This is a genomic window from Salinicola corii (genome assembly GCF_008298015.1).
GTDB classification, from domain to species: Bacteria; Pseudomonadota; Gammaproteobacteria; order Pseudomonadales; family Halomonadaceae; genus Salinicola; species Salinicola corii.
This window is the reverse complement of record NZ_VTPX01000007.1, coordinates 86075-106319: the sequence shown is the minus strand read 5'-3', so window position 1 is coordinate 106319 and position 20245 is coordinate 86075. Positions and strand designations below refer to the sequence as shown.

Below are 20245 nucleotides of genomic sequence, written 5' to 3'. Positions count from 1 at the left end.
CATCCGGCCCGCTCAGCGCTTGCCGCCGCGCTTCCGGCTTGCGGCGGTCTTCGTCCTGACGGCACCCTTGCCTCTGGGCGGTTCGGGCGGAACCCGAAAATGCAGGTAGAGATCCAGCGTCAGTTCGGCCAGTTGACCCGCCAGGGCGGAAAACTGCGAGTCGTCGGCCACCATTTCCGCCATTTCGGGTTCGTCGTCGAACAGTCCCGACAGCGCCATGAACGGCAGCAGCAGGGCCGCCACATGGGCCTCATCCTGGGAGAACCAGGCGGCCTCGTCCACGAACACGCCTTGCATGAAACCCGCGCACCAATCCTCGATGGCCGCGACCATCTCGCCGTCCGCATCCAGTTCGGTATCGAAAGGCAGTTCGATCCGGTGGCAGCGTTCCATGATGCTCCCGGCGTTGTTCTTGAGCGCCTCGAGCAGCCCCAGAACCTCGTCGCGCTCGGCGGCATGCTCGAACGGTGGCTCGCCCTCGAACAGCTCGGCGAGCCAGACGTCCGGCGGGACCTCGCCGGGAGATACCGCCAGCGCGACCAGATAACCGTGTGTGCCGATCAGGTCGGGCGCTTCCTCGCCGAGGCGCTCGGAGGCCAGGTAATCGTCGAGCCTGGCAAGTGCGTCATCGTCCAATGGCGGCTGGCTGTCGATGGCGTCATCCTGGGCTTCAGGCATGCAACTCTCCGTGGCGTGATGGGGGGCGGGCTGGACGCCCATGGCTGTCGTCGGCATTCTATCACCCCATGACGAATCTGCGTTCCTCCTCTCCCGCCCCCGCGCTCGGGGAAAGCGATGCCCAGGCGCTGGATGCGCTTGACCCCGCCGCGCTCGAAAGACGGCTCTTGCGTCAGGCGGAGGCGGCCTGGCAACTGGCACGGGAGGTGCATCCGGCGCTGCCCCGGCCGCGGATCTGGTTCGATCTGCGTGGACGAAGCGCAGGGCAGGCCCACTACCAGCGTGGCGGGCTACGCTTCAATCGCACGCTGCTGCAGGGAAATCGGCAGGCTTTCATCGATGAGATCGTACCTCACGAGATGGCGCACTGGCTGGTCTTTCATCTCGAAGAGGGCGCGCGGGCCCGTCCCCACGGACGCGAGTGGAAGACGGTGATGCGGAATCTCTACGGCCTGGCGCCAGTCGTCACGCACCGCTTCGACGTGGCGCGCGCCAGTCCCGCGCCCTATCTCTACCGCTGCCGTTGCGAGACACTGCATCGCTTTACCGGTCGGCGTCATTCGCAGGCACTGAAGGGCACCCGTTACCGGTGCCGTCACTGCCGAGCACCACTGAGCTTCGCTCACCGGGAAACGCCCCAATAGCATGAGTGTCGCGCCGGGCCGTCGCTTGCCGGTTTCGTCAATTGCCGCCATCGCCTCGTTCACGGAATTGGCGCAACGGCGCAGGTTGACCGAAACTCGGTGAGACGAAGGTCTAATAGGGGGTGGCCGGTGCCGCCGTTATATGCTGACGGACCGCGCAAGCGAGGGTCTATCACATTGAGTCGGCTAGGCTTTCACCGTCGAATGGGTTCGAACGAAGGGGGATTGGAGCATGAGCGAACAGCAGCGCATATATCCTGTCGATGAGCGCTTGGCAGCCGATGCCTGGATCGATCGCGATCGTTACCAGCAGCTCTATCGCCAGTCGGTGGAAGACCCCGAAGGCTTCTGGCGGGAGCAGGCCGACAGCCTGAGCTGGAGCAAGAAGCCCTCCACCATCAAGAACACGTCGTTTGCCTCCGATAACGTCGATATTCGCTGGTTCGAGGATGGTGAGCTCAACGTCGCCCACAACTGCCTCGATCGTCATCTCGATTCCCGCGGCGACCAGCCGGCCATCATCTGGGAAGGCGACGATCCGAACGACCATAAGATCATTACCTATCGCGAGTTGCATCAGCGAGTCTCGCAGCTCGCCAACGGTCTCAAGTCTCTGGGCGTCGGCAAGGGTGATACGGTCACGCTCTACATGCCGATGGTGCCGGAAGCGGCCATGGCCATGCTCGCCTGTGCCCGGATCGGCGCAGTGCATTCGGTGGTGTTCGGCGGATTCTCTCCGGACGCACTGGCGGGACGTGTCGTCGACTCCCAGTCCCGCGTCGTGATCACCGCCGACGAATCGGTACGCGGCGGCAAGCAGGTGCCGTTGAAGGACAACGTCGACGCGGCGTTGACGCGAGAGGGCACCGACGTGGTCGAGTCGGTGCTGGTAGTCAGGCGCACCGGTGGTGATATCCAGTGGCACGAGGGGCGCGATCGCTGGTTCGACGACGTGGTCGATCAGCAGTCCACCGATTGTCCCGCGGAGCCGGTGAACGCCGAGGACCCGCTGTTCATCCTCTATACCTCGGGCTCGACAGGAACGCCCAAGGGGTTGAAGCACACCTCTGGCGGGTATCTCCTCTATGCCGCGCTGACGCATCGCACGGTTTTCGATTACCACGAAGGCGAGGTCTACTGGTGCGCCGCCGATGTCGGCTGGATCACGGGGCACAGCTATATCGTCTACGGGCCGCTTGCCAACGGTGCCACGACGCTGATGTTCGAAGGCGTGCCGACTTACCCGAGCCACGGGCGTATCGGCCAGATCGTCGACAAGCATCAGGTGGCGATTCTTTACACCTCGCCGACCGCCATTCGCGCGCTGATGGCGCATGGCGAGCACATCATGGACGACAGCCGGCGCGATTCGTTGCGGATCCTCGGCTCGGTCGGGGAGCCGATCAACCCGGAGGCCTGGGACTGGTTCTATCGCGTGGTTGGCAACTCCCGTTGCCCGATCGTCGACACCTGGTGGCAGACCGAAACCGGCGGGCACATGATCACGCCGATGCCGGGGGCGACCGATCTCAAGCCGGGGTGCGCGACCAAGCCGTTCTTCGGCGTTCAGCCGGCGCTGGTCGACAACGAGGGCAGGCGGCTCGAGGGGGCGGCCGACGGCAATCTGGTCATTCTGGACTCCTGGCCCGGGCAGGCCCGCTCCATCTGGAACAACCACGACCGTTTCGTGCAGACCTATTTCTCGACCTACGAAGGGGTCTACTTCACCGGTGATGGCTGCCGTCGTGACGAGGATGGGGATTACTGGATCACCGGGCGCATCGACGATGTGCTGAACGTATCCGGTCACCGCATGGGCACGGCGGAGATCGAGTCGTCCCTGGTCGCGCATGAGTCCGTGGCCGAGGCAGCCGTGGTCGGATACCCGCACGACATCAAGGGACAGGGCATCTACGTCTATGTCACGCTCAATGACGACGTGGAGCCCAGCGACGAATTGAAGCAGGAGCTCAAGCAGTGGGTGCGCAAGGATATCGGTCCCATCGCCACTCCCGACGTGATCCAGTGGGCGCCGGGGCTGCCGAAGACCCGCTCCGGCAAGATCATGCGCCGTATCCTGCGCAAGATCGCAGCCGACGAGTGCGATGGCCTGGGCGACACCTCGACGCTCGCCGATCCCGGCGTCGTGGAGGATCTGATCGAAAATCGTCACGTACGTATCTGAGGGGGCGATGACGAGGGCTAAATGACAATGGCTTTTTCCATTATCAGGGTAACAACTATATGACTAGTTAATATGGGCCATGAGCGCTTATTTTGACTGATGATTGTCGTTCGGTCGTCTTGAAAGAGGCTTTCCTCGCAGTGAGTTTCGTGCCACTCCGAAGGGAGGGAAGCGCGCCAGCTTTCCGGGACGACCGAACTTTTTTTTCGCATATACCACGTGCCTACCCACCGACTATACGGGGATTTTCCCCGCGTTGATTTGAGGCTTGGGATTCCACGATCGCATGGGGTAACATGCCGTTAATCAATAGTTGGATTATATTGTCCAGATGGCGATAGTGAACCGGCTATCTCGCCACATATCTCGACAGCGCCGGAGGAGAATCAATGGCTTTTGCCCAGAAATTCATCGTTGCCGATGACCACCCACTCTTCCGGGCGGCGCTCAATCAGGCATTGCGACAGGTGTCGCCGCAAGCGGAGATCGTCGAGGCGGATACCATGGAGGCGACGACGGAAGTCGTCACTCGCCATCCCGATGCCGATTTGATCCTGCTCGACTTGCACATGCCCGGCGCTCACGGATTTTCGGGGCTGATCCAACTTCGTGGACAGATGCCGGATATCCCGGTGACCGTGGTGTCGGGCAGTGAAGAGGTGGATGTCGTTCGTCGCGCCATCGATTATGGCGCCTCGGGTTTCATTCCCAAGTCCGCTTCGCTGGATACCATTGCCGAAGCCATTGGAGAAGTCCTCAAGGGGGAGGTCTGGTTGCCCTCGGACCTGGCCGATGCCATGGGGGAAGGCAGCGAGGAAGATGCCCGCTTCGCCGAGGCGATCGCTTCGCTGACGCCGCAGCAGTTTCGCGTGCTCAACATGCTGACGGAAGGCTTGCTCAACAAGCAGATCGCTTATGAGCTCAACGTCTCGGAGGCCACCATCAAGGCGCATGTGACCGCGATATTGCGCAAGCTGGGGGTTCATTCCCGTACCCAGGCCGTCATCGCCGCTCAGAAGCTGGAAATCGAGCCGCCCAAGGTGACCGACAACTGAATCGCTTCGATTCCGGATTGTTCGGGCCGTCGCATCCTCGAGGATCGGCGGCTTTCTCGTTTCAGAGCGATTTTTCTCGTGCCCGGCCTAGCGTGCGCTGCCCGCGCTGCATGGGGAAGGCACGGTCGCCGCAGGCGCTGTCGTCTCGCTAGCGCCGACCGGAACCTGTGACCGCTGGTTGGACGCCGACCGGGCCTGATAGAGTGCTTTTCCCATCAGCAACAGTTCGATGCTCGCGAACAGCAGCAGACTGTAGCCGGTCAGTTCCGTTATCTCTTCCGCCGCATCCTTGACGACCCGTAGATAGTGGTCGCCCATCAAGGCTTGCCACAGTTCGCTGCGCCCGTAGAGACGAGAAAATACGTAGGTCGTCAGGAAACCACCCGCGAATAGTCCAAATCCCAGGCTATTACTCACTTGCGCGAACTCGTCGACAAAATCGTGACGAGTACGGATCGTCACGACGAGAGACGGCAGCGCCACCAGCGCGACCAGGCATTCCCAGGCTCCGTCGAAGACATAGGTATCCAGCCACAGATCGTTTTCGCGAATCAACGACATCGCGAAGAAAGCCCCCATCAGCAGGCTGATGGCGCGCAGTACCCTGTAACGGTAGCGTATGTAACCCATCATGACGGCGCAAAGCAGCAGCAGCAGCGCCTGGGTCAGCTCGGTCAACGATGTCTCGCTGAAGTTGGGAGCTTCAGCATGTCTGGCATCGATCGTCAGTACCGCTTGCATGAGCCCCGCGAGGAGGAGGATGTAAGCGCCTGCTCTTGCGGAAACTGCCCGAAAAGAGAATCCGGTCATATTCTATGCCTGCGAGAATTAGTAGCCGGCTAAGAATATCAGGCTTAAGTTTCTTAAGAAACGGTGTTTTCCGATTTTTAAGGAATTCTTAATCTTTTGGTGCGAGTCCCACGCTCAAATGGGCGGCCTCGATGCCCGCGATGGCGGCCTTCTCATCATTCTCGGAGCTATCCCCGCTGACCCCGACCGCGCCGATGACGCGCTCCTGAGAGTCGAGAATCAGCACGCCCCCGGCAACGGGAATGAACTCTCCTCCAGAAGCCGCCGCGACGGTCGAGAGGAACGCCGGGCGCGACTCGTTGCGCTGACCGATGGTTCCGCTGGACACGCCGTAGCCCAGTGCCGCCCTGGCCTTGCCGTGTGCTACAGGCATGCGCAGCGTGGCGCAGCCGTCGGCTCTGTCGCAGCTCAGCGGATGTCCGCTGATATCCATGACGGTCACCGTGATGGGGTTCATCTCCTGTGCCGTCGCATGAGCCAGTGCGGCATCGATGATCCGACGGGCCTGGGTCAGCGACAAGGTCTGGTGAGTCGGGTAGACGTTGCGCATGCTCGTTCTCCTTTTGCTGTTTTGTATTCATAATTCACTTTGGGTGGCGCTATCCATGCGCCATTGGGAGAATAGGGCAAACGAACCCGTCATGAGTGCCCCATGATCAAGATTCAGCAGAACACGCTATACGGCGAGGCGGCAGCCCGTATCCGCGACATGATCAACGAAGGTCTCCTGCTTCCCGGAGCGCGTATCCCCGAGAAAAGATTGTGCGAACAGTTCGGCATTTCCCGAACGCCACTTCGGGAAGCGCTGAAGGTCCTGGCGTCCGAAGGTATGGTCGAACTCCTGCCCAATCGCGGCGCGCGAGTGATGCGCTTGACCCGGCAGACACTGGAAGAGACCTACAGCGTGATGGGTGCCCTGGAAGGGTTATCCGGGGAACTGGCCTGCCGCTACATCACCGAAGAGGAGGTTGCCGATATCCAGGCGCTGCATTACCAGATGATGGCGCATTACAAGCGCAAGGAGATTCGGCCCTACTTCGAGTTCAATCAGCGTATTCACGACGCGATCATGCTGGCATCTCGCAACGAGGTGCTCCGGGAGACTCACAGCAGTCTGAGCTATCGAATTCAGCGTGTGCGATATTCCACCAACATGATCGATGAGTATTGGAAGCAGGCAGTGGCCGACCATGAAGCCATGATCGACTGCTTGCTGGACCGTGACGGCGAGCGACTGGGTAATATTCTGCGGGAACACCTGCGCCACAAGCTTGTCGTCGCGGCCGCGAGCGGCGTGATCGACGACGATCGTGCCGCTTCGTCCTGAGTTTTACCGTTGTCAGTCTCCGGGGCGCTGTGCGAAACCTGCCCGTGCCTGGTAGGGCGGCACTGGCAGTCGGCAGCGCCAGTTCGAGCCAGAGGATCGTCACCATCGCGTGACCCCTGATCCGGCCCGGCCCCTCCGTCGCCGGTTGTCGCCTTGCCGCCGCTCGTCGGCTTCTCCCCCAGCCCTGCACGGGTTGCACCTGTTTCGGTTCCGCCGACCCGCACTTCCTCCCTGGCAGTCATTGCCTCGTCCCGACCGCGGGCCGCCGACGCCGTCGGCACCCTCCCTGGCGAAAACCCGAACTGAATTCATCGAGTCGGGCGATCTCGTGCCGCTCCCCGCAGCCGATGGTCGAGCCCGGGGCGGTGGTGAGACTTTACGCCAATAGACAAATGTTGGATTGGTTAAAATTGAATTATGAATTCATAATTCGATTGCAAGATCCCAAGGTGCTCGCATTTGCGGGGTATCGGCCGAGCGTTGCCCTGATCCGGACGGCGCTTTTTCGGCCCATCGTTCAGGCGAGCCAATACAAAAAGACGGAAGGACGCCAGTGATGAAAAGTCTCAAAGTTGGACTGGTAGCGCTCGCGCTGTTGGCCGGGGTCAGCCACGCCAGCGCTCAGGAAATCCAGGTCAAGTTTGCCCATGTCGGCGAGCCGGGGTCGCTCTTTGCCAATGTGGCCCAGGAATATGCCAAGCGCGCCAACGAGAAGCTGGCGGGCGAGGCCAAGGTGGTCGTCTATGGCTCCAGCCAGCTCGGTGGCGACTCCGAACTGCTGAAGAAACTCAAGTTGGGCACCGTCGATCTGGCGCTGCCCTCGACCGTGATGAGCAGCGTGGCGCCCCAGTTCGCGCTGTTCGAAATGCCGTACCTCATCGCCGATCGCGACCATATGGCCAAGGTGCGCGACGAGGTGGTGAGACCCCAGCTCTACCCGGTGGCCGAGGGCCGCGGCTACCACATCATCGGCGTCTGGGAGAACGGCTTCCGCCAGATCACCAACAACGTCCGTCCGATCAACACGCCGGCCGATCTTTCCGGAATCAAGCTGCGCGTACCGCAGGGCGTCTGGCGGGTCGAGATGTTCAAGAGCTACGGTGCGAATCCTTCACCGATGGCGCTTTCCGAGGTGTTCGTCGCCCTGCAGACGGGCGCGATGGACGGCCAGGAAAATCCGCTGGTCCAGACCTACGCCTCGCGCCTGCAGGAGGTGCAGAAGTATCTCTCGCTCTCCGATCACATCTATACCCCCGCCTTCGTGACCGCCGGCATGAGCTGGAACCGGCTGCCCCAGCACGTGCGTGATGTGCTCCAGCAGACGGCCGTGGAGATGGAGCCCTATGCGTTGGAGCAGGGCGCGAAGCTCGACGAGGAGACGCTCGCCAAGATGCGTGAGGCCGGGCTCGAGATCAACGAGGTCGATCGTCAGGCCTTCATCGATGCTTCCAAGCCGGTCTACGACATGTTCGTCAAGGATGTGGACGGGGGCCAGGAGATGCTCGACAAGGTGCGTGAACTGCAACCCGCCAGTTAACTCGCGCGTCCGGTCGCGTCCGCCAAGCGGGGCGTGGCCGGGCTGCGGACGAAGGAGCCGCCTGTGAAAATCCTGAATACGCTGCGCGATGGCTTCAGCCGCCTGCTCGAGGTCATCGTGGTCATCAACATGATGACGCTGGCGGGAATCGTCATCGTCGGTTTCCTGTCGCGCCTGGTGGGGTCGCCGTTTACCTGGTACGACGAAGCGGCCTCGATCAGCCTGGCCTGGCTGACCTACTACGGTGCGGCGCTCGCCGCGGCCAAGGGGGCACACATTGCCTGTCCGAGCATCGTCAATGCGTTTCCGCCCAGGATACGGCTGCCGATCGCACTGCTGGGAGAGGCGGTGACCATCGCCTTCTTCGTGCTGCTGGCGGTGACAGGGTGGCAGGTCGTCCAGATCCTGGCCGGTTCCACCATGATCAGCCTGACCAGCGTCTCGCTGCAGTTCACCCAGTCGGCGCTGCCGATCGCCTCGGTCCTGTTCATCATCGCCGAGCTGCTGCGTCTGCCGGAAGTCATCCGCCAGGCACGCGGGGAGGGCTTCGTCGATCACGAGCTGGAGGAGGTGGGCCTGAGTCCGAACATGGCAAGTCAGTCCGACGCGGGGAGTGTGACACGATGATTCTGGCGCTGATGTTCGCAGGACTCCTGGTATTGATCGTGCTCAATGTTCCCATTGCCATCGCGCTCGGTCTGGTCGGCGCCATCGCGGTGTACTCCAGCTACGGCGTCTATGCGCTGCCCAATATCGGGCTGACCATGTTCGAGGGTGCGACCAACTTTCCGCTGATCGCCATCCCGCTGTTCATTCTTGCCGGAGCGATCATGAATGCCTCGAGCATCTCGCGGCGTCTGATCGACTTCGCGGCATCGCTGGTCGGCTTCGTCAAGGGCGGCCTGGCCATGGTCACCATCGGTTCGTCGATCTTCTTTGCCGAAATTTCCGGCTCTGCCGTGGCCGGGGTATCCGCATTGGGCAGTCTGCTGATTCCGGCGATGAAGAACCGGGGTTACTCCAAGGAGTTCGCCGCGGCGATCTCGTCGTCCGCCGCCAGCCTGGCGATCATCCTGCCGCCCTCGATCCCGATGATTCTCTACGCGGTGATGTCGGGAGAGTCGGTGGTCAAGATGTTCGTCGCCGGTATCTTCCCGGGGCTGCTGGGCGCCCTGGGCCTGGCGATCGTCTGCTACTTCCTGGCGCGCAAGCACAACTTTCCGTCCGAAGGCCGTTTTCAGGCCAGCCGGGTATGGAAGTCGTTCAAGGCGGCGATCTGGGCGCTGCTGATTCCCGTGATCATTCTCGGCGGTATCTTCGGTGGCATCGTCACTGCCACCGAAGGTGCGGCGTTGGCGGTGGTGGTCGCCATCTTCATCAGCGCGGTGGTCTATCGCGAGTTCTCGCTGAAGACGCTATGGAAGTCCTGTCTGGACGCCGGCATCCAGACCGCGGTGGTGATGCTGCTGGTCGCCAGCTCCGCGCTGGTGGGGCTCTATCTCACCGAGTCCCAGCTGCCGCAGCAACTGGCCAACTCGATCAGCGGCCTCACCGACAACAAGTACGTGATCCTGGCGCTGCTCAACGTCATCTTCCTGATCCTGGGGGTCTTCCTGCACTCGGCGGCGGCGATCATTCTGGTGGTGCCGATCGTGTTGCCACTGATCATCAGCGTCGGGATCGATCCGCTGCATTTCGGGCTGATCGTCACGCTCAACCTGGCCATCGGTCAGCAGACGCCGCCGGTGGCGAGCGTGCTGATCGCCTCATGCTCCATCGCCAAGGCCGATATCTGGCGCACGACCCGAACCAACCTGTGGTTCCTCGGCGTGCTGTTCATCGTGCTGCTGTTCAATACCTACGTCCCCGACTTCGCGCTGCTGCTGGTGCACATGATCTACGGCAGCTGAGACGGGACACCGAATCTGCGGGATCGAGCATGTCTCGATCCGAGGAGAAGCCGCAATGATTCAAGACGACGAGATCCGCTGTTACCAGGAGGGCGGGATCGGCTGGATTCGCTTCAACCGACCCGAGGCTCGCAACGCGATGACCTGGCACATGTACGAGACCATGCACCAGGCCTGCCGGCAGTTCGATGAGGACGAAGAGGTCAGGCTGATCGCCTTTCGCGGCGAGGGTGGCGAAGCCTTCGTGGCGGGTACCGATATCAAGCAGTTCGCCGAGTTCAACGGACCCGAGGATGGCATCGACTACGAGCGCCGGATCGACCGCATGATCGGCGGCCTCGAACAGCTTGCCACGCCGACGGTGGCGCTGCTCGATGGCTACTGCATCGGGGGAGGGGCGGCCATCGCCCTGGCCTGCGATTTCCGTTGCGCCAACGAGAGCCTCAAGTTCGGGATTCCCATCGCCAGGACGTTGGGCAACTGCATGTCGATCACCAACGTGTCGAGGCTGGTCGATCTGATCGGGATCCCGCGCACCAAACGGGTGCTGATGCTGGCGCAGACGATCGAGGCAGAGGAGGCGTCGTCCATCGGCCTGATCGACGCTGTCGTCGAGAGTGGAGCACTGGACGAGGCTGCCAAAAGGCTCGCCGGGAAACTCTCCGGCCACGCACCGTTGACGATGCGAGCCGCCAAGACCTGCATCAATCGCATCCTGGAGGAGCGCCGACCCGCGCATGACGCCGCCGATGACCTGATCGCGCTCTGCTACACCAGCGACGACTTTCGCGGCGCCGTCAGGCGTTTCGTCGACAAGACGCCATACACCTGGCAGGGCCGTTAGGCGACGCCGCCCCGTTCCCACACGCCGGAAAGCGCGGATGCCGAACCCGTCCGCGGTGGGAACGTGCGTGCCCGACCTGTCACGCCACTCGCAGCCGTGCTGCTCGCCATTCGAAGGCCGTTAGGGGGAATCGCCATGTTACCGTTGGAAGGCATGAAAGTACTCGACATCTCGCAGATCATGGCCGGCCCATACTGCACCATGGTGCTGGGGGACATGGGCGCGGACGTGATCAAGGTGGAGAAGACCAATGGCGGCGACGACAGCCGTCAGATGGGACCCTACGTCAATGATGAATCCACCTGTTTCGCGCAGATCAACCGCAATAAGCGCAGCATTTCGCTCAACCTCAAGGAGCCCGACGGGCTGGCGCTGTTCTACCGGTTGGCGAAGGAAGTGGACGTCGTGGTAGAGAACTATCGCCCCGGCGTGACCCAGTCGCTGAAGATCGACTACGACACGCTCAAGGAGATCAACCCCGGTCTGGTCTACTGTTCGATCTCCGGCTACGGGCAGACCGGCCCGTATCGGCGCAAGGGCGGTTTCGACCTGGTCGCCCAGGGGATGACGGGGCTGATGTCGATGACCGGCGAGCCGGGGCGGCGGCCATTGAAGACCGGCGTCGCGGTCTACGACATCGGGGCCGGGATCACCGCGATCTATTCGATACTGGCGGCCTACATCCACAAGCAGAAGACCGGCGAGGGGCAACTGGTCGATGTCGCGATCGCCGAGTGCGGCCTGCCGTGGTTCACCTGGGAAGCGGCCGCTTACTTCGCGGAGGGGCGAGTCCCGCAGCCGACCGGATGGCGGCACCGTGTGTCCGCGCCTTACCAGGCGGTCAAGGTCCAGGACGGCTACATGATGCTGGGATGCGCCAACCAGCGCACCTGGGAGCGGTTCTGCAACGACGTGCTGGAGCGTCCTGATTTGACCGAGGATCCTCGCTTCCTCACCAACAGTGACCGCGGTCGCGACGTCGATGTCCTGGAGTCGTTGCTGGAGGAACTGATGTGCACCGCCGACACGCAGCACTGGCTGAGCCGGTGCGACGAAGCCGGCGTGCCGGCGGGGCCGATCAACGACTTTGCCCAGGCGATGGACGACCCACACTATCGGGAGCGGGGAATGGTCCAGGAACTCGACCATCCCGTGATCGGGCGCATGCAGACCATCGGCTTCGCCAGCAAGCTGTCGGCGACGCCGCCGCAAATCCGGCGGCCGGCGCCGGTCTTCGCGCAACATACCGAAGAGGTGCTGGCGACGCTGGGCGTGGAGGGGGAGCGTCTCGCCGCCTTGCGCGAGCGCGGCGTCGTTCGCTGAAGCCGGGCGAGCGCGCCTCTCTCGGTCGACAGAGCCTTGGTCGACAGGATCTTAGTCGACAGGACTTAATCGACAGGATCTTAGTCGACGGAACCGGAAGAGGGGGCGATCTCCTGGGATCGTCTCGCTTCCTCCTCCAGCCAGTCGTGCACTGCCTGAACCCGACGGTCGTCCAGCGCGCCTTGCTGATAGACCAGCCCGTAGCGCTTGCCGGTCGCGACGGAACCGGCAAACGGTGCAATCAGGCGTCCGCTGGCCAGTTCATCGCCGATCAGCGTTCGCCGGGCGATCGCCACGCCCATGCCGGCGATCGCCGCTTCCACCGTCAACTGGTTGCGGTTGAACGTGTAACCCCGTCTGACATTGACCCGCTCGCCGCCGATCGCCTTCAGATAGTGTTCCCACTCGGCATAATCGTGGCTGCCACGCCAGGCCGTCACGTCGTGTAGCAGGGGGTAGTAACCCAGGGCCTCGGGATGTGTGAGAGGGGGCCGTCTCCTGAGTAACTGCGGCGAGCAGACGGCAAAAATTTTCTCGTCGATCAAAGAGGTGGTCTGAAGGCCGGGATAGTGGCCGTCGTTGAGGTCGATGGCCAAATCGTAGCCGCCGTCCAGCAGCGAGAGGTTGCTGTCCTCGGCGGTGATGTGCATATCGATATCGGGAAAGCGGGCCTGCAGGCGCGGCAGCCTCGGCATCAACCACTTGGCCAGGAACGAGGGCAGGCAGCGTAGCCGCAGCACACCGCTCATGACACCGCCGCGCAGGCGGTCGACTTCCAGCCCGACGGCTTCATAGGCCTGCGACACCACGCCCGCCAGCCGCTCGCCCTCTTCCGTCAATGCCAACTGGCGCGGCAGGCGCCTGAACAGTCGAAAGCCCAGGCGATCCTCCAACTGCTTGATCTGCTGGCTGACGGCGCCAGTGGTGACATGGAGCTCCTCTGCCGCACGGGTGAACGACAGATGGCGGGCGCTGACCGCGAACACCTTGAGCCAGGCGTGAGTCTGTGCGTTGAGTGTATGGATCATGGTTTAGCCAGGCTATAAGGTTCGGCAGTTTTTATCGATTGTTTCCGGTGTAAACGGCTATCACACTGAAGTCAAACTACATCTCGTGCCTGTTCCGACTGCGACGGATCCTTGTGCCCGAGCGACGACGGAGGTGGCGGCATGACATTCAGCGTGTTCGACCTGTTCAAGATCGGTATCGGCCCTTCGAGCTCGCATACCGTCGGCCCAATGCAGGCCGCCCATGACTTCGTCTCGGCGCTGCGCCAGCGCGAGCTGTTGAGTTCGGTGAAGCGGGTATCGATCACGCTCTATGGGTCGCTGTCGGCGACCGGCAGAGGGCACAACACGGATAGCGCTGTCATTGGCGGCCTCATGGGGGAGCGCCCGTTGACCGTCGATCCCGACGACCTGGCGCTTCGGCTGGCGGCGCTGCATCGCGACGGAGAGTTGAAGCTGGCGGGCGTCCAGGCGATCGCCTTCGACGCCCATCGGGACATCCAATGGTGCGACGAGATTCTCGACTACCATACCAACGCCTTGCGGCTCAGCGCTCACGACGAGCATGGCACCGTGCACGACAACACCTACTACTCGGTCGGTGGCGGCTTCGTGGTCGATGCCGAACAGGCCGCCCAGGGCGATGCCGCGTCGTCTGCCGTTCATCTCCCTTACCCTTTCAGGAACGCGGTCGAACTGCTGGAAATCTGCCGTCGTGAAGGGATCTCCATCAGCGATGTGATGATGGCCAACGAACGGGTCTGGCGTAGCGAGACCGAGATTCGCGACGGGTTGTGGAAGATATGGCTGGCGATGAAGGCGTGCGTGGACAGCGGCCTGGACCAGCAGGGCGTGCTGCCCGGCGGCCTCAACGTGAGGCGGCGGGCCCCCGCGCTGCATCGCCGTCTGCTGGCGATGGACGACGAGAAAAGCCTGATCGCCAGCACGTTCTCGGCAATGGACTGGGTCAATCTCTTCGCGCTGGCGGTCAACGAGGAGAACGCCGCCGGGCGTCGCATGGTGACCGCACCCACCAACGGGGCGGCGGGCATCGTGCCGGCGGTGCTGCACTACTACATGAAGTTCCAGCCCGACGCCTGTGAGCGGGACGTGGTCCGTTTCCTGCTGACGGCGGGCGCCATCGGCGTCCTGTGCAAGACCAATGCCTCGATCTCGGGAGCGGAGGTAGGTTGCCAGGGCGAGGTCGGGTCGGCCTGTGCGATGGCTGCCGCCGGGTTGGCGGAGTTGATGGGCGGCACGCCAGCGCAGGTCGAGAATGCCGCCGAAATCGGGCTGGAGCACAACCTGGGGCTGACCTGCGATCCGATCGCGGGTCTGGTGCAGGTGCCCTGTATCGAACGTAACGCCATCGCGTCGGTCAAGGCGATCAACGCCGCCCAGATGGCACTCCGCGGCGATGGCGAGCATTTCGTCTCCCTCGACAAGGTGATTCGCACCATGCGGGATACGGGGCGTGACATGCAGGACAAGTACAAGGAGACGTCCCGCGGCGGGTTGGCAGTCAACACGATCGAGTGTTGATCCGCCGATCGTGACGTGGCCCGGGCCTCCCCGGCCCGAGCCCAGGTCGTCGACCCTGATGCGTGATAACGACAATCGCGTCTGGCTGTGCCAATATCGACTTCCTGAATACAGGGGGCCTGACACGGTCGCACAGGAAGCACGTAACAAGGGCAAGGGTAATGAGCCAAGACAGTTGCATTATCTGTCATTTCAAGCACTACGGTGAGCTTTCCGAGAATGACGAGGCCCTGCTGGCCGAGCTCGAGCAGAGCCCGACGGAAATCAAGGGCGACCAGATACTGTGGCAGGAGGGCGATACCGCCCACGAGTTCTGTACTCTGAGCAAGGGCTGGGCCTACTCTTTCCGTCACATGGAGGACGGTTCCCGTCAAATTCTCGAGATCTACCTGCCCGGCGATATCATCGGCCTGCGGGAGTTCGCCTTCAAGGAGCGGCTGACCGGCGTCGCCATGCTCGAGGATGGTGTCGTGTGTCATTTCCCGCATCGCCGGTTGATCAACGTCTTCCGCGAATCGCTGACCCTGTCGACCATTTTCTTCGCGATCTCCTCGCACCAGCAGGCCCTGCTGACCGAGCGTCTCGTCAACCTCGCTCGTCGCAGCGCGCGTCAGCGCCTCGCCCACCTGATCTACGAAATGTACGTGAGACTGGAGCGCACCAAGGCCCGCCAGGGCAACAGCATCCGGTTGCCACTGTCCCAGCAGCACCTCGGCGATGCCCTGGGGCTGTCGTCGGTGCACGTCAGCCGCACCCTGACCGCGTTCCGGGAAGAGGGGCTGCTGCTGCGCTCGCGCCAGCGTGTTGAGCTGCCCGATCCCGCCGCACTGGCGCGGGAAGCGGAGTTCGGCGATGCCTACCTCAACGACGGTATCGATCACTTCTTCCATCATTGAATCGACGATTCGCGATGTGCCGGGCCGGGATGTCGCCGGCCCGGATGGCCTGCAGTCATGGCGCGAATGCCTAACCGGCCGCAATCGCATCCGGCAGCCGCCCGGCCAGGAAATCGACCAGCAGGCGAATCTTGGAGGAGAGCTGGCGGTGGCGGGGATACACCGCCCACACCGCGGTGTCGGTGAACTGGTAGCGGTCCAGCACCGCCGTCAGCTGGCCCTGGCGGATTGCCGTTTCCACGTAGTAGTCCGGCAGCTGCGCTAGGCCGATGCCCTTGCAGGCGGCATCCAACAGCGCCGGCCCCGAATTGCCCCGCCAGTTCCCCGCCACGCGAACCTCGCGCTGTCGGCCATCGACGCTGAACAGCCAGCTGTCCCGCGATCCGACCAGGCAGTTGTGGTGCGACAGCTCCGAGAGACTGTGCGGCGTCGGGTATCGTTGAAAATAGTCTGGGGCGCCGACGACGTATTCGCGACGCTGGCACAGCCGCCGCGACAGCAGGCTCGAATCCCTGAGCACGCCCATGCGAATGGCCACGTCGAAGCCCTCGTCGATCAGCTCGACCGTGCGATTGGTGAAGTGAAGGCGCACGTCGAGCTGGGGATAACGACAGTGGAAGTCATTGACCAGCGGCGCGATGAAGCGCTCGCCGAACGTGGTTGCGCAACTGATGGCGAGCCGCCCCTGAGGCTGGGACTGAAGCTCGTTGAGCGCGGCCTCGGCTTCCTTGAAGCCGTCGAGCAGCGAACGGCAGTGTTCGTAATACACGGCGCCGCCATCGGTCAGCCGAATCTGACGCGTCGTCCGATAAAGCAGCGGCGTTCCCAGCTCCTGTTCCAGTTGGCTGACCAGCCGACTGACGTGGGAATTGGACACCTTCAGTGACTGGGCGGCGCGCGAGAAGGTGCCCAGTCGGACCACGGCAACGAATGCCTCGATACCATCCCAGCGCGACATACAGGCGGCTCCTCTCTCCTCATTGCGGGGTTATTATTGTTGCATGGCAACAATCATCTGCGAAATGCCAGGTTTATTGCCTGGCGGCGTGCGCCTAGACTGAGACCGGAAGAGTCGCCATGGCGCCGGCCGGATGTCGAGCGACCCGAATCGAAGTTTCTCAAGCTCATAGTGGAGTTCTGGTATGAAATCGCGTGCCGCAATCGCCTGGGAAGCAGGCAAGCCGCTCTCGCTGGAAGAGATCGATGTACAGGGCCCCAAGGCGGGCGAGGTCATGGTGCGTATCGTTGCCACCAGCGTCTGCCATACCGATGCCTATACGCTTTCCGGCAAGGATCCGGAGGGCCTGTTCCCGTCGGTGCTGGGCCACGAAGGAGCCGGCGTCGTCGAGGAAGTGGGAGAGGGCGTCACCAGCCTGAAACCGGGCGATCACGTCATCCCGCTCTACACCGCCGAATGCGGCAAGTGCAAGTTCTGCCTCTCCGGCAAGACCAACCTCTGTGGCGCGGTGCGCGCGACCCAGGGCAAGGGGCTGATGCCGGATGGCACCACCCGTTTCTCGAAGAACGGCACCTCGCTGCACCACTACATGGGCACCTCGACCTTCTCCGAGTACACCGTGCTGCCGGAAGTCTCGCTGGCCAAGGTCTCGAAGGAAGCCCCGCTGGACAAGATCTGCCTGCTCGGCTGCGGCGTGACCACCGGTATCGGCGCCGTGTTGAATACCGCCAAGGTCGAACCCGGTTCCACCGTTGCCGTATTCGGCCTCGGCGCTATCGGCCTGGCGGTGATCCAGGGCGCGCAGATGGCCAAGGCGTCGCGGATCATCGCCATCGATGTCAATCCGGACAAGTTCGAGCTGGCGCGCCAGTTCGGGGCGACCGAGTTCGTCAACCCGAAGGATTACAGCGATCCGATCCAGCAGGTGATCGTCGACCTGACCGACGGTGGCGTCGATTACTCCTTCGAGTGCATCGGCAACGTCAACGTGATGCGTTCGGCGCTGGAGTGCTGCCACAAGGGCTGGGGCGAATCGATCATCATCGGCGTTGCCGGCGCCGGTGAAGAGATCTCCACCCGCCCGTTCCAGCTGGTCACCGGCCGGGTCTGGAAGGGCTCCGCCTTCGGCGGCGTCAAGGGCCGTACCGAGCTGCCGGGCTACGTCCAGCGCTATATGGACGGCGAGATCAAGATCGACGAGTTCGTCACCCACGACATGCCGTTCGACCAGATCAACGAGGCGTTCGAGCTGCTGCACGCGGGCAAGAGCATTCGTACGGTGTTGCACTTTTGATACGCGCCCGAAGTCGCGCGAAAAGCCTTCAACACGCGTCCAAAGCTGCGAAGAGCATCTGATCTATCGCGCCCGAGGTCGCGGGAGGAGCATCTGATTACCGCGCCCGAGGCCGCGCGAACCGCGTCCAATTCGCCGGCGGTGATGCCGCCGGTGCTGCAAGGAGAAAGCCATGTCGATGAGCGAGCAGTTGGAGCTGGTCTCGGCCACCAAGAGTTTCGGTGGCTGGGTCAAGCGCTACAAGCATTACTCCCGGGCGCTGGATTGCGACATGATCTTCACGATCTACCTTCCGCCGCAGGCCGAGGAGGGGCGCGTGCCGCTGATGTGGTGGCTCTCCGGTCTGACCTGCAACGACGAGAATTTCATGCAGAAGGCGGGGGCGCAGAAGACCGCGGCCGAGCTGGGTATCGCGATCGTCTGTCCGGACACCAGCCCCCGCGGCCTGGACCTGCCCGGCGAGCACGACAGCTACGATTTCGGTTCCGGCGCGGGTTTCTACCTCAATGCCAAGCGGGAGCCGTGGTCGAAGCACTACCGGATGTACGACTACGTGACCGAGGAGCTGCCCTCGGTGGTCCGTCTGCATTTTCCGGTCAACGGCCGCGAATCGATCAGCGGCCACTCCATGGGGGGACACGGCGCACTGGTACTGGCGCTGCGCCAGCCGGGCCGCTACGCGGCGGTCTCGGCCTTCGCGCCGATCGTCAACCCGATCCAGGTGCCCTGGGGCCAGAAAGCGTTCGAGAACTACCTGGGCGACGACGTCGGCCTGCGCACGCAGTACGACGCCTGCGAACTGGTCGCCAAGGGCTCGTCGCGCCAGCCGCTGTTCATCGACCAGGGCGAAGCCGACAACTTTCTCGAAGAGCAGCTCAAGCCGGAGCGGCTGGAAGCGGTCTGCGAAGAGCACGATCACCCGCTGACCCTGCGCCGCCACCCGGGCTACGACCACAGCTACTTCTTCATCGCCAGCTTCATCGACGAACACCTGCGCTACCACGCCGAGAGGCTGTACGCCAAGCGCTGAGGCGGCGACGGGTTACTCGTGTTTCCGAAGCCCGCCGCCAGGCGGGCTTTTCATAGGTGGCTCAACCGGAGAACACGTTGGCCGGTGACCATTGTGGCTTCGCGTCCACGTAGTAGGGTTTGTCGCCTTTGATGGTGACGCGTTCTCCACTGCGTGTCTGGCCAGCGTAGTCGTAGATCGCCCGATGTAGCACGCAGCGGTTGTCCCAAATCGCCAGTGTGTTCGGCTTCCAGCGGAAGCGAACCGTGAATTCAGGCTGGGTTTGGTGGTGGTAGAGGAAGTCGAGTAGCGCCCGGCTCTCCGCTGGCGCCAGATCGACGATCTCGGCGGTGAACCCCGGATTGACGAATAACGCCTGACGTCCGGTCTCCGGATGGGTCCTGACGACGGGATGGATCGCTTCAGGGTAGGTCTGCCCGTTCTGGAAGCCGTAGGCGCTTCGATCCTGGGCTTGTCGACCGGCATAGCGCAGCTTGTAGTTCTCCTCCCCTGAATGTCTTGACTTCAGCCCCGTTAAGAATGTTTGCATTGCTGGTGACAGAGCCTCGAATGCGGCGTAGCCGCTGGCGAACAGCGTATCCCCGCCGACAGGTGGGACTTCGTGAAGATACAACAGACTCCCTAATGGTGGCTCCTCGTCGCAAGAGACATCAGAGTGCCAATGATTACCGTTGATGGCGCGCCGCCGACCTTGCCGAATCTCTCGTACATCATTCGATGAATTGGCATCGGCATGAATGGGGAAAATTTCCGGGTAGCCCTCAGGTCCGGGCGTCATCGGGTGAATATGCAGTTCGCCAAATCGCCGGCCCAGCGAGAGATGCTGATCCCGTGTCAGCTGCTGGTCGTAGAAGAACAGCACCTGATATTCCTGAAACGCGAGGTTGAACTCGTCCCATTGGCGTGCAGAGAGCGGGGTTCCCAAATCCAGCCCGCTGATCTCGGCGCCGATGGCGCCCGCTGTGGGTTTAACGTCTAGCGTTCGGTAAGGCATGGCTAGTTCCTCTAGCGTGATTCATAAGTCGAATGATCCTTCACCGAGACGCCTGTGTTAAATCCATTATTGTGTAAAGCAAAGGCGGTTTTTGCTTAGCAAACGTTGTGATTAGCAATGGCCAAACTCTGATTGGTGGCCATTGCCTCGCTTGCCTTAACGTGTTCGGGGTAACGGGTGAGTTTTCTGTGATGATTTACGAATGAAGGAA

The 20245-nt window shown here is 62.4% G+C and carries 19 protein-coding genes; 13 read left to right on the top strand and 6 right to left on the bottom strand.

Annotated elements, in window-relative coordinates; genetic code table 11:
* Nucleotides 1–12 precede the first annotated feature (12 nt).
* Entirely contained in the window at nt 13–678 is a 666-nt protein-coding gene (locus F0A16_RS13285) for a YecA/YgfB family protein (RefSeq protein ID WP_149435883.1), read from the bottom strand.
* 68 nt (nt 679–746) lie between these two features.
* On the opposite strand from F0A16_RS13285, the gene F0A16_RS13280 reads away from it, so the two are divergent.
* The 3 genes from F0A16_RS13280 to F0A16_RS13270 all read left to right on the top strand — a co-directional run bounded on the left by F0A16_RS13280 (nt 747) and on the right by F0A16_RS13270 (nt 4562).
* A complete protein-coding gene (locus F0A16_RS13280) occupies nt 747–1322 on the top strand; it encodes a SprT family zinc-dependent metalloprotease (protein WP_149435882.1) in 576 nt (191 codons plus the stop codon).
* Between the two features lie 232 nt (nt 1323–1554).
* Nucleotides 1555–3507: an acetate--CoA ligase gene (acs, locus tag F0A16_RS13275; protein ID WP_149435881.1), complete on the top strand. Its 1953-nt coding sequence runs from the start codon at nt 1555–1557 to the stop codon at nt 3505–3507.
* 389 nt (nt 3508–3896) lie between these two features.
* Nucleotides 3897–4562, top strand: a complete 666-nt coding sequence (locus tag F0A16_RS13270; RefSeq protein ID WP_149435880.1) for a response regulator — start codon at nt 3897–3899, stop codon at nt 4560–4562.
* An 87-nt stretch (nt 4563–4649) separates the two neighbouring features.
* Here the strand turns inward: F0A16_RS13270 and F0A16_RS13265 are convergent, their stop codons facing one another.
* Complete coding sequence (locus F0A16_RS13265) at nt 4650–5303, bottom strand: hypothetical protein (protein WP_187776007.1); 654 nt, start codon at nt 5301–5303, stop codon at nt 4650–4652.
* 157 nt (nt 5304–5460) lie between these two features.
* Nucleotides 5461–5922: a GlcG/HbpS family heme-binding protein gene (locus F0A16_RS13260; protein WP_149435879.1), complete on the bottom strand. Its 462-nt coding sequence runs from the start codon at nt 5920–5922 to the stop codon at nt 5461–5463.
* A 102-nt stretch (nt 5923–6024) separates the two neighbouring features.
* On the opposite strand from F0A16_RS13260, the gene F0A16_RS13255 reads away from it, so the two are divergent.
* From F0A16_RS13255 to F0A16_RS13230, 6 genes are all read left to right on the top strand, one after another.
* Nucleotides 6025–6699, top strand: coding sequence for a GntR family transcriptional regulator (locus F0A16_RS13255; RefSeq protein WP_149435878.1), 675 nt, complete (start codon nt 6025–6027; stop codon nt 6697–6699).
* Between the two features lie 556 nt (nt 6700–7255).
* Nucleotides 7256–8236, top strand: coding sequence for a TRAP transporter substrate-binding protein (locus tag F0A16_RS13250; RefSeq protein ID WP_149435877.1), 981 nt, complete (start codon nt 7256–7258; stop codon nt 8234–8236).
* 63 nt (nt 8237–8299) lie between these two features.
* Complete coding sequence (locus F0A16_RS13245) at nt 8300–8863, top strand: TRAP transporter small permease (RefSeq protein ID WP_239023826.1); 564 nt, start codon at nt 8300–8302, stop codon at nt 8861–8863.
* On the top strand, nt 8860–10146 hold the full coding sequence (locus F0A16_RS13240) for a TRAP transporter large permease (protein ID WP_187776006.1): 1287 nt from the start codon (nt 8860–8862) through the stop codon (nt 10144–10146). Before F0A16_RS13245 ends, F0A16_RS13240 begins: the two co-directional genes overlap by 4 nt.
* A gap of 55 nt (nt 10147–10201) precedes the next feature.
* Nucleotides 10202–10990 (top strand): enoyl-CoA hydratase/isomerase family protein, encoded by a 789-nt coding sequence (locus tag F0A16_RS13235; RefSeq protein ID WP_149435876.1) that lies wholly within the window; start codon nt 10202–10204, stop codon nt 10988–10990.
* Between the two features lie 135 nt (nt 10991–11125).
* Nucleotides 11126–12313: a CaiB/BaiF CoA transferase family protein gene (locus tag F0A16_RS13230; RefSeq protein ID WP_149435875.1), complete on the top strand. Its 1188-nt coding sequence runs from the start codon at nt 11126–11128 to the stop codon at nt 12311–12313.
* A gap of 80 nt (nt 12314–12393) precedes the next feature.
* Here the strand turns inward: F0A16_RS13230 and F0A16_RS13225 are convergent, their stop codons facing one another.
* A complete protein-coding gene (locus F0A16_RS13225; RefSeq protein ID WP_149435874.1) occupies nt 12394–13341 on the bottom strand; it encodes a LysR substrate-binding domain-containing protein in 948 nt (315 codons plus the stop codon).
* A 141-nt stretch (nt 13342–13482) separates the two neighbouring features.
* Between F0A16_RS13225 and F0A16_RS13220 the strand changes: the two genes are divergently transcribed.
* Nucleotides 13483–14862, top strand: a complete 1380-nt coding sequence (locus tag F0A16_RS13220) for an L-serine ammonia-lyase (protein WP_149435873.1) — start codon at nt 13483–13485, stop codon at nt 14860–14862.
* Nucleotides 14863–15023: 161 nt separating this feature from the next.
* Complete coding sequence (locus F0A16_RS13215) at nt 15024–15758, top strand: Crp/Fnr family transcriptional regulator (protein ID WP_149435872.1); 735 nt, start codon at nt 15024–15026, stop codon at nt 15756–15758.
* A gap of 70 nt (nt 15759–15828) precedes the next feature.
* Here F0A16_RS13215 and F0A16_RS13210 read toward each other — a convergent pair whose 3' ends face one another.
* Nucleotides 15829–16716: a LysR substrate-binding domain-containing protein gene (locus tag F0A16_RS13210; RefSeq protein ID WP_149435871.1), complete on the bottom strand. Its 888-nt coding sequence runs from the start codon at nt 16714–16716 to the stop codon at nt 15829–15831.
* Nucleotides 16717–16900: 184 nt separating this feature from the next.
* On the opposite strand from F0A16_RS13210, the gene F0A16_RS13205 reads away from it, so the two are divergent.
* Both F0A16_RS13205 and fghA read left to right on the top strand, forming a co-directional pair.
* Nucleotides 16901–18010 (top strand): S-(hydroxymethyl)glutathione dehydrogenase/class III alcohol dehydrogenase, encoded by a 1110-nt coding sequence (locus F0A16_RS13205; RefSeq protein WP_149435870.1) that lies wholly within the window; start codon nt 16901–16903, stop codon nt 18008–18010.
* 172 nt (nt 18011–18182) lie between these two features.
* Nucleotides 18183–19040 (top strand): S-formylglutathione hydrolase, encoded by an 858-nt coding sequence (fghA, locus tag F0A16_RS13200; protein ID WP_149435869.1) that lies wholly within the window; start codon nt 18183–18185, stop codon nt 19038–19040.
* A 61-nt stretch (nt 19041–19101) separates the two neighbouring features.
* On the opposite strand, the gene F0A16_RS13195 is transcribed toward fghA, so the two are convergent.
* Nucleotides 19102–20034, bottom strand: a complete 933-nt coding sequence (locus tag F0A16_RS13195; protein WP_149435868.1) for a TauD/TfdA dioxygenase family protein — start codon at nt 20032–20034, stop codon at nt 19102–19104.
* Between the last annotated feature and the right edge of the window lie 211 nt (nt 20035–20245).

What these genes read in the sequence shown, in the direction of transcription:
- F0A16_RS13260 (WP_149435879.1), bottom strand. Translation starts at nt 5,922, where the DNA reads ATGCGCAACGTCTACCCGACTCACCAGACCTTGTCGCTGACCCAGGCC.
- F0A16_RS13255 (WP_149435878.1), top strand. Translation starts at nt 6,025, where the DNA reads ATGATCAAGATTCAGCAGAACACGCTATACGGCGAGGCGGCAGCCCGT.
- acs (WP_149435881.1), top strand. Translation starts at nt 1,555, where the DNA reads ATGAGCGAACAGCAGCGCATATATCCTGTCGATGAGCGCTTGGCAGCC.
- fghA (WP_149435869.1), top strand. Translation starts at nt 18,183, where the DNA reads ATGTCGATGAGCGAGCAGTTGGAGCTGGTCTCGGCCACCAAGAGTTTC.
- F0A16_RS13270 (WP_149435880.1), top strand. Translation starts at nt 3,897, where the DNA reads ATGGCTTTTGCCCAGAAATTCATCGTTGCCGATGACCACCCACTCTTC.
- F0A16_RS13205 (WP_149435870.1), top strand. Translation starts at nt 16,901, where the DNA reads ATGAAATCGCGTGCCGCAATCGCCTGGGAAGCAGGCAAGCCGCTCTCG.
- F0A16_RS13225 (WP_149435874.1), bottom strand. Translation starts at nt 13,341, where the DNA reads ATGATCCATACACTCAACGCACAGACTCACGCCTGGCTCAAGGTGTTC.
- F0A16_RS13210 (WP_149435871.1), bottom strand. Translation starts at nt 16,716, where the DNA reads ATGTCGCGCTGGGATGGTATCGAGGCATTCGTTGCCGTGGTCCGACTG.
- F0A16_RS13215 (WP_149435872.1), top strand. Translation starts at nt 15,024, where the DNA reads ATGAGCCAAGACAGTTGCATTATCTGTCATTTCAAGCACTACGGTGAG.
- F0A16_RS13285 (WP_149435883.1), bottom strand. Translation starts at nt 678, where the DNA reads ATGCCTGAAGCCCAGGATGACGCCATCGACAGCCAGCCGCCATTGGAC.
- F0A16_RS13235 (WP_149435876.1), top strand. Translation starts at nt 10,202, where the DNA reads ATGATTCAAGACGACGAGATCCGCTGTTACCAGGAGGGCGGGATCGGC.
- F0A16_RS13250 (WP_149435877.1), top strand. Translation starts at nt 7,256, where the DNA reads ATGAAAAGTCTCAAAGTTGGACTGGTAGCGCTCGCGCTGTTGGCCGGG.
- F0A16_RS13195 (WP_149435868.1), bottom strand. Translation starts at nt 20,034, where the DNA reads ATGCCTTACCGAACGCTAGACGTTAAACCCACAGCGGGCGCCATCGGC.
- F0A16_RS13240 (WP_187776006.1), top strand. Translation starts at nt 8,860, where the DNA reads ATGATTCTGGCGCTGATGTTCGCAGGACTCCTGGTATTGATCGTGCTC.
- F0A16_RS13220 (WP_149435873.1), top strand. Translation starts at nt 13,483, where the DNA reads ATGACATTCAGCGTGTTCGACCTGTTCAAGATCGGTATCGGCCCTTCG.
- F0A16_RS13265 (WP_187776007.1), bottom strand. Translation starts at nt 5,303, where the DNA reads ATGCAAGCGGTACTGACGATCGATGCCAGACATGCTGAAGCTCCCAAC.
- F0A16_RS13230 (WP_149435875.1), top strand. Translation starts at nt 11,126, where the DNA reads ATGTTACCGTTGGAAGGCATGAAAGTACTCGACATCTCGCAGATCATG.
- F0A16_RS13280 (WP_149435882.1), top strand. Translation starts at nt 747, where the DNA reads ATGACGAATCTGCGTTCCTCCTCTCCCGCCCCCGCGCTCGGGGAAAGC.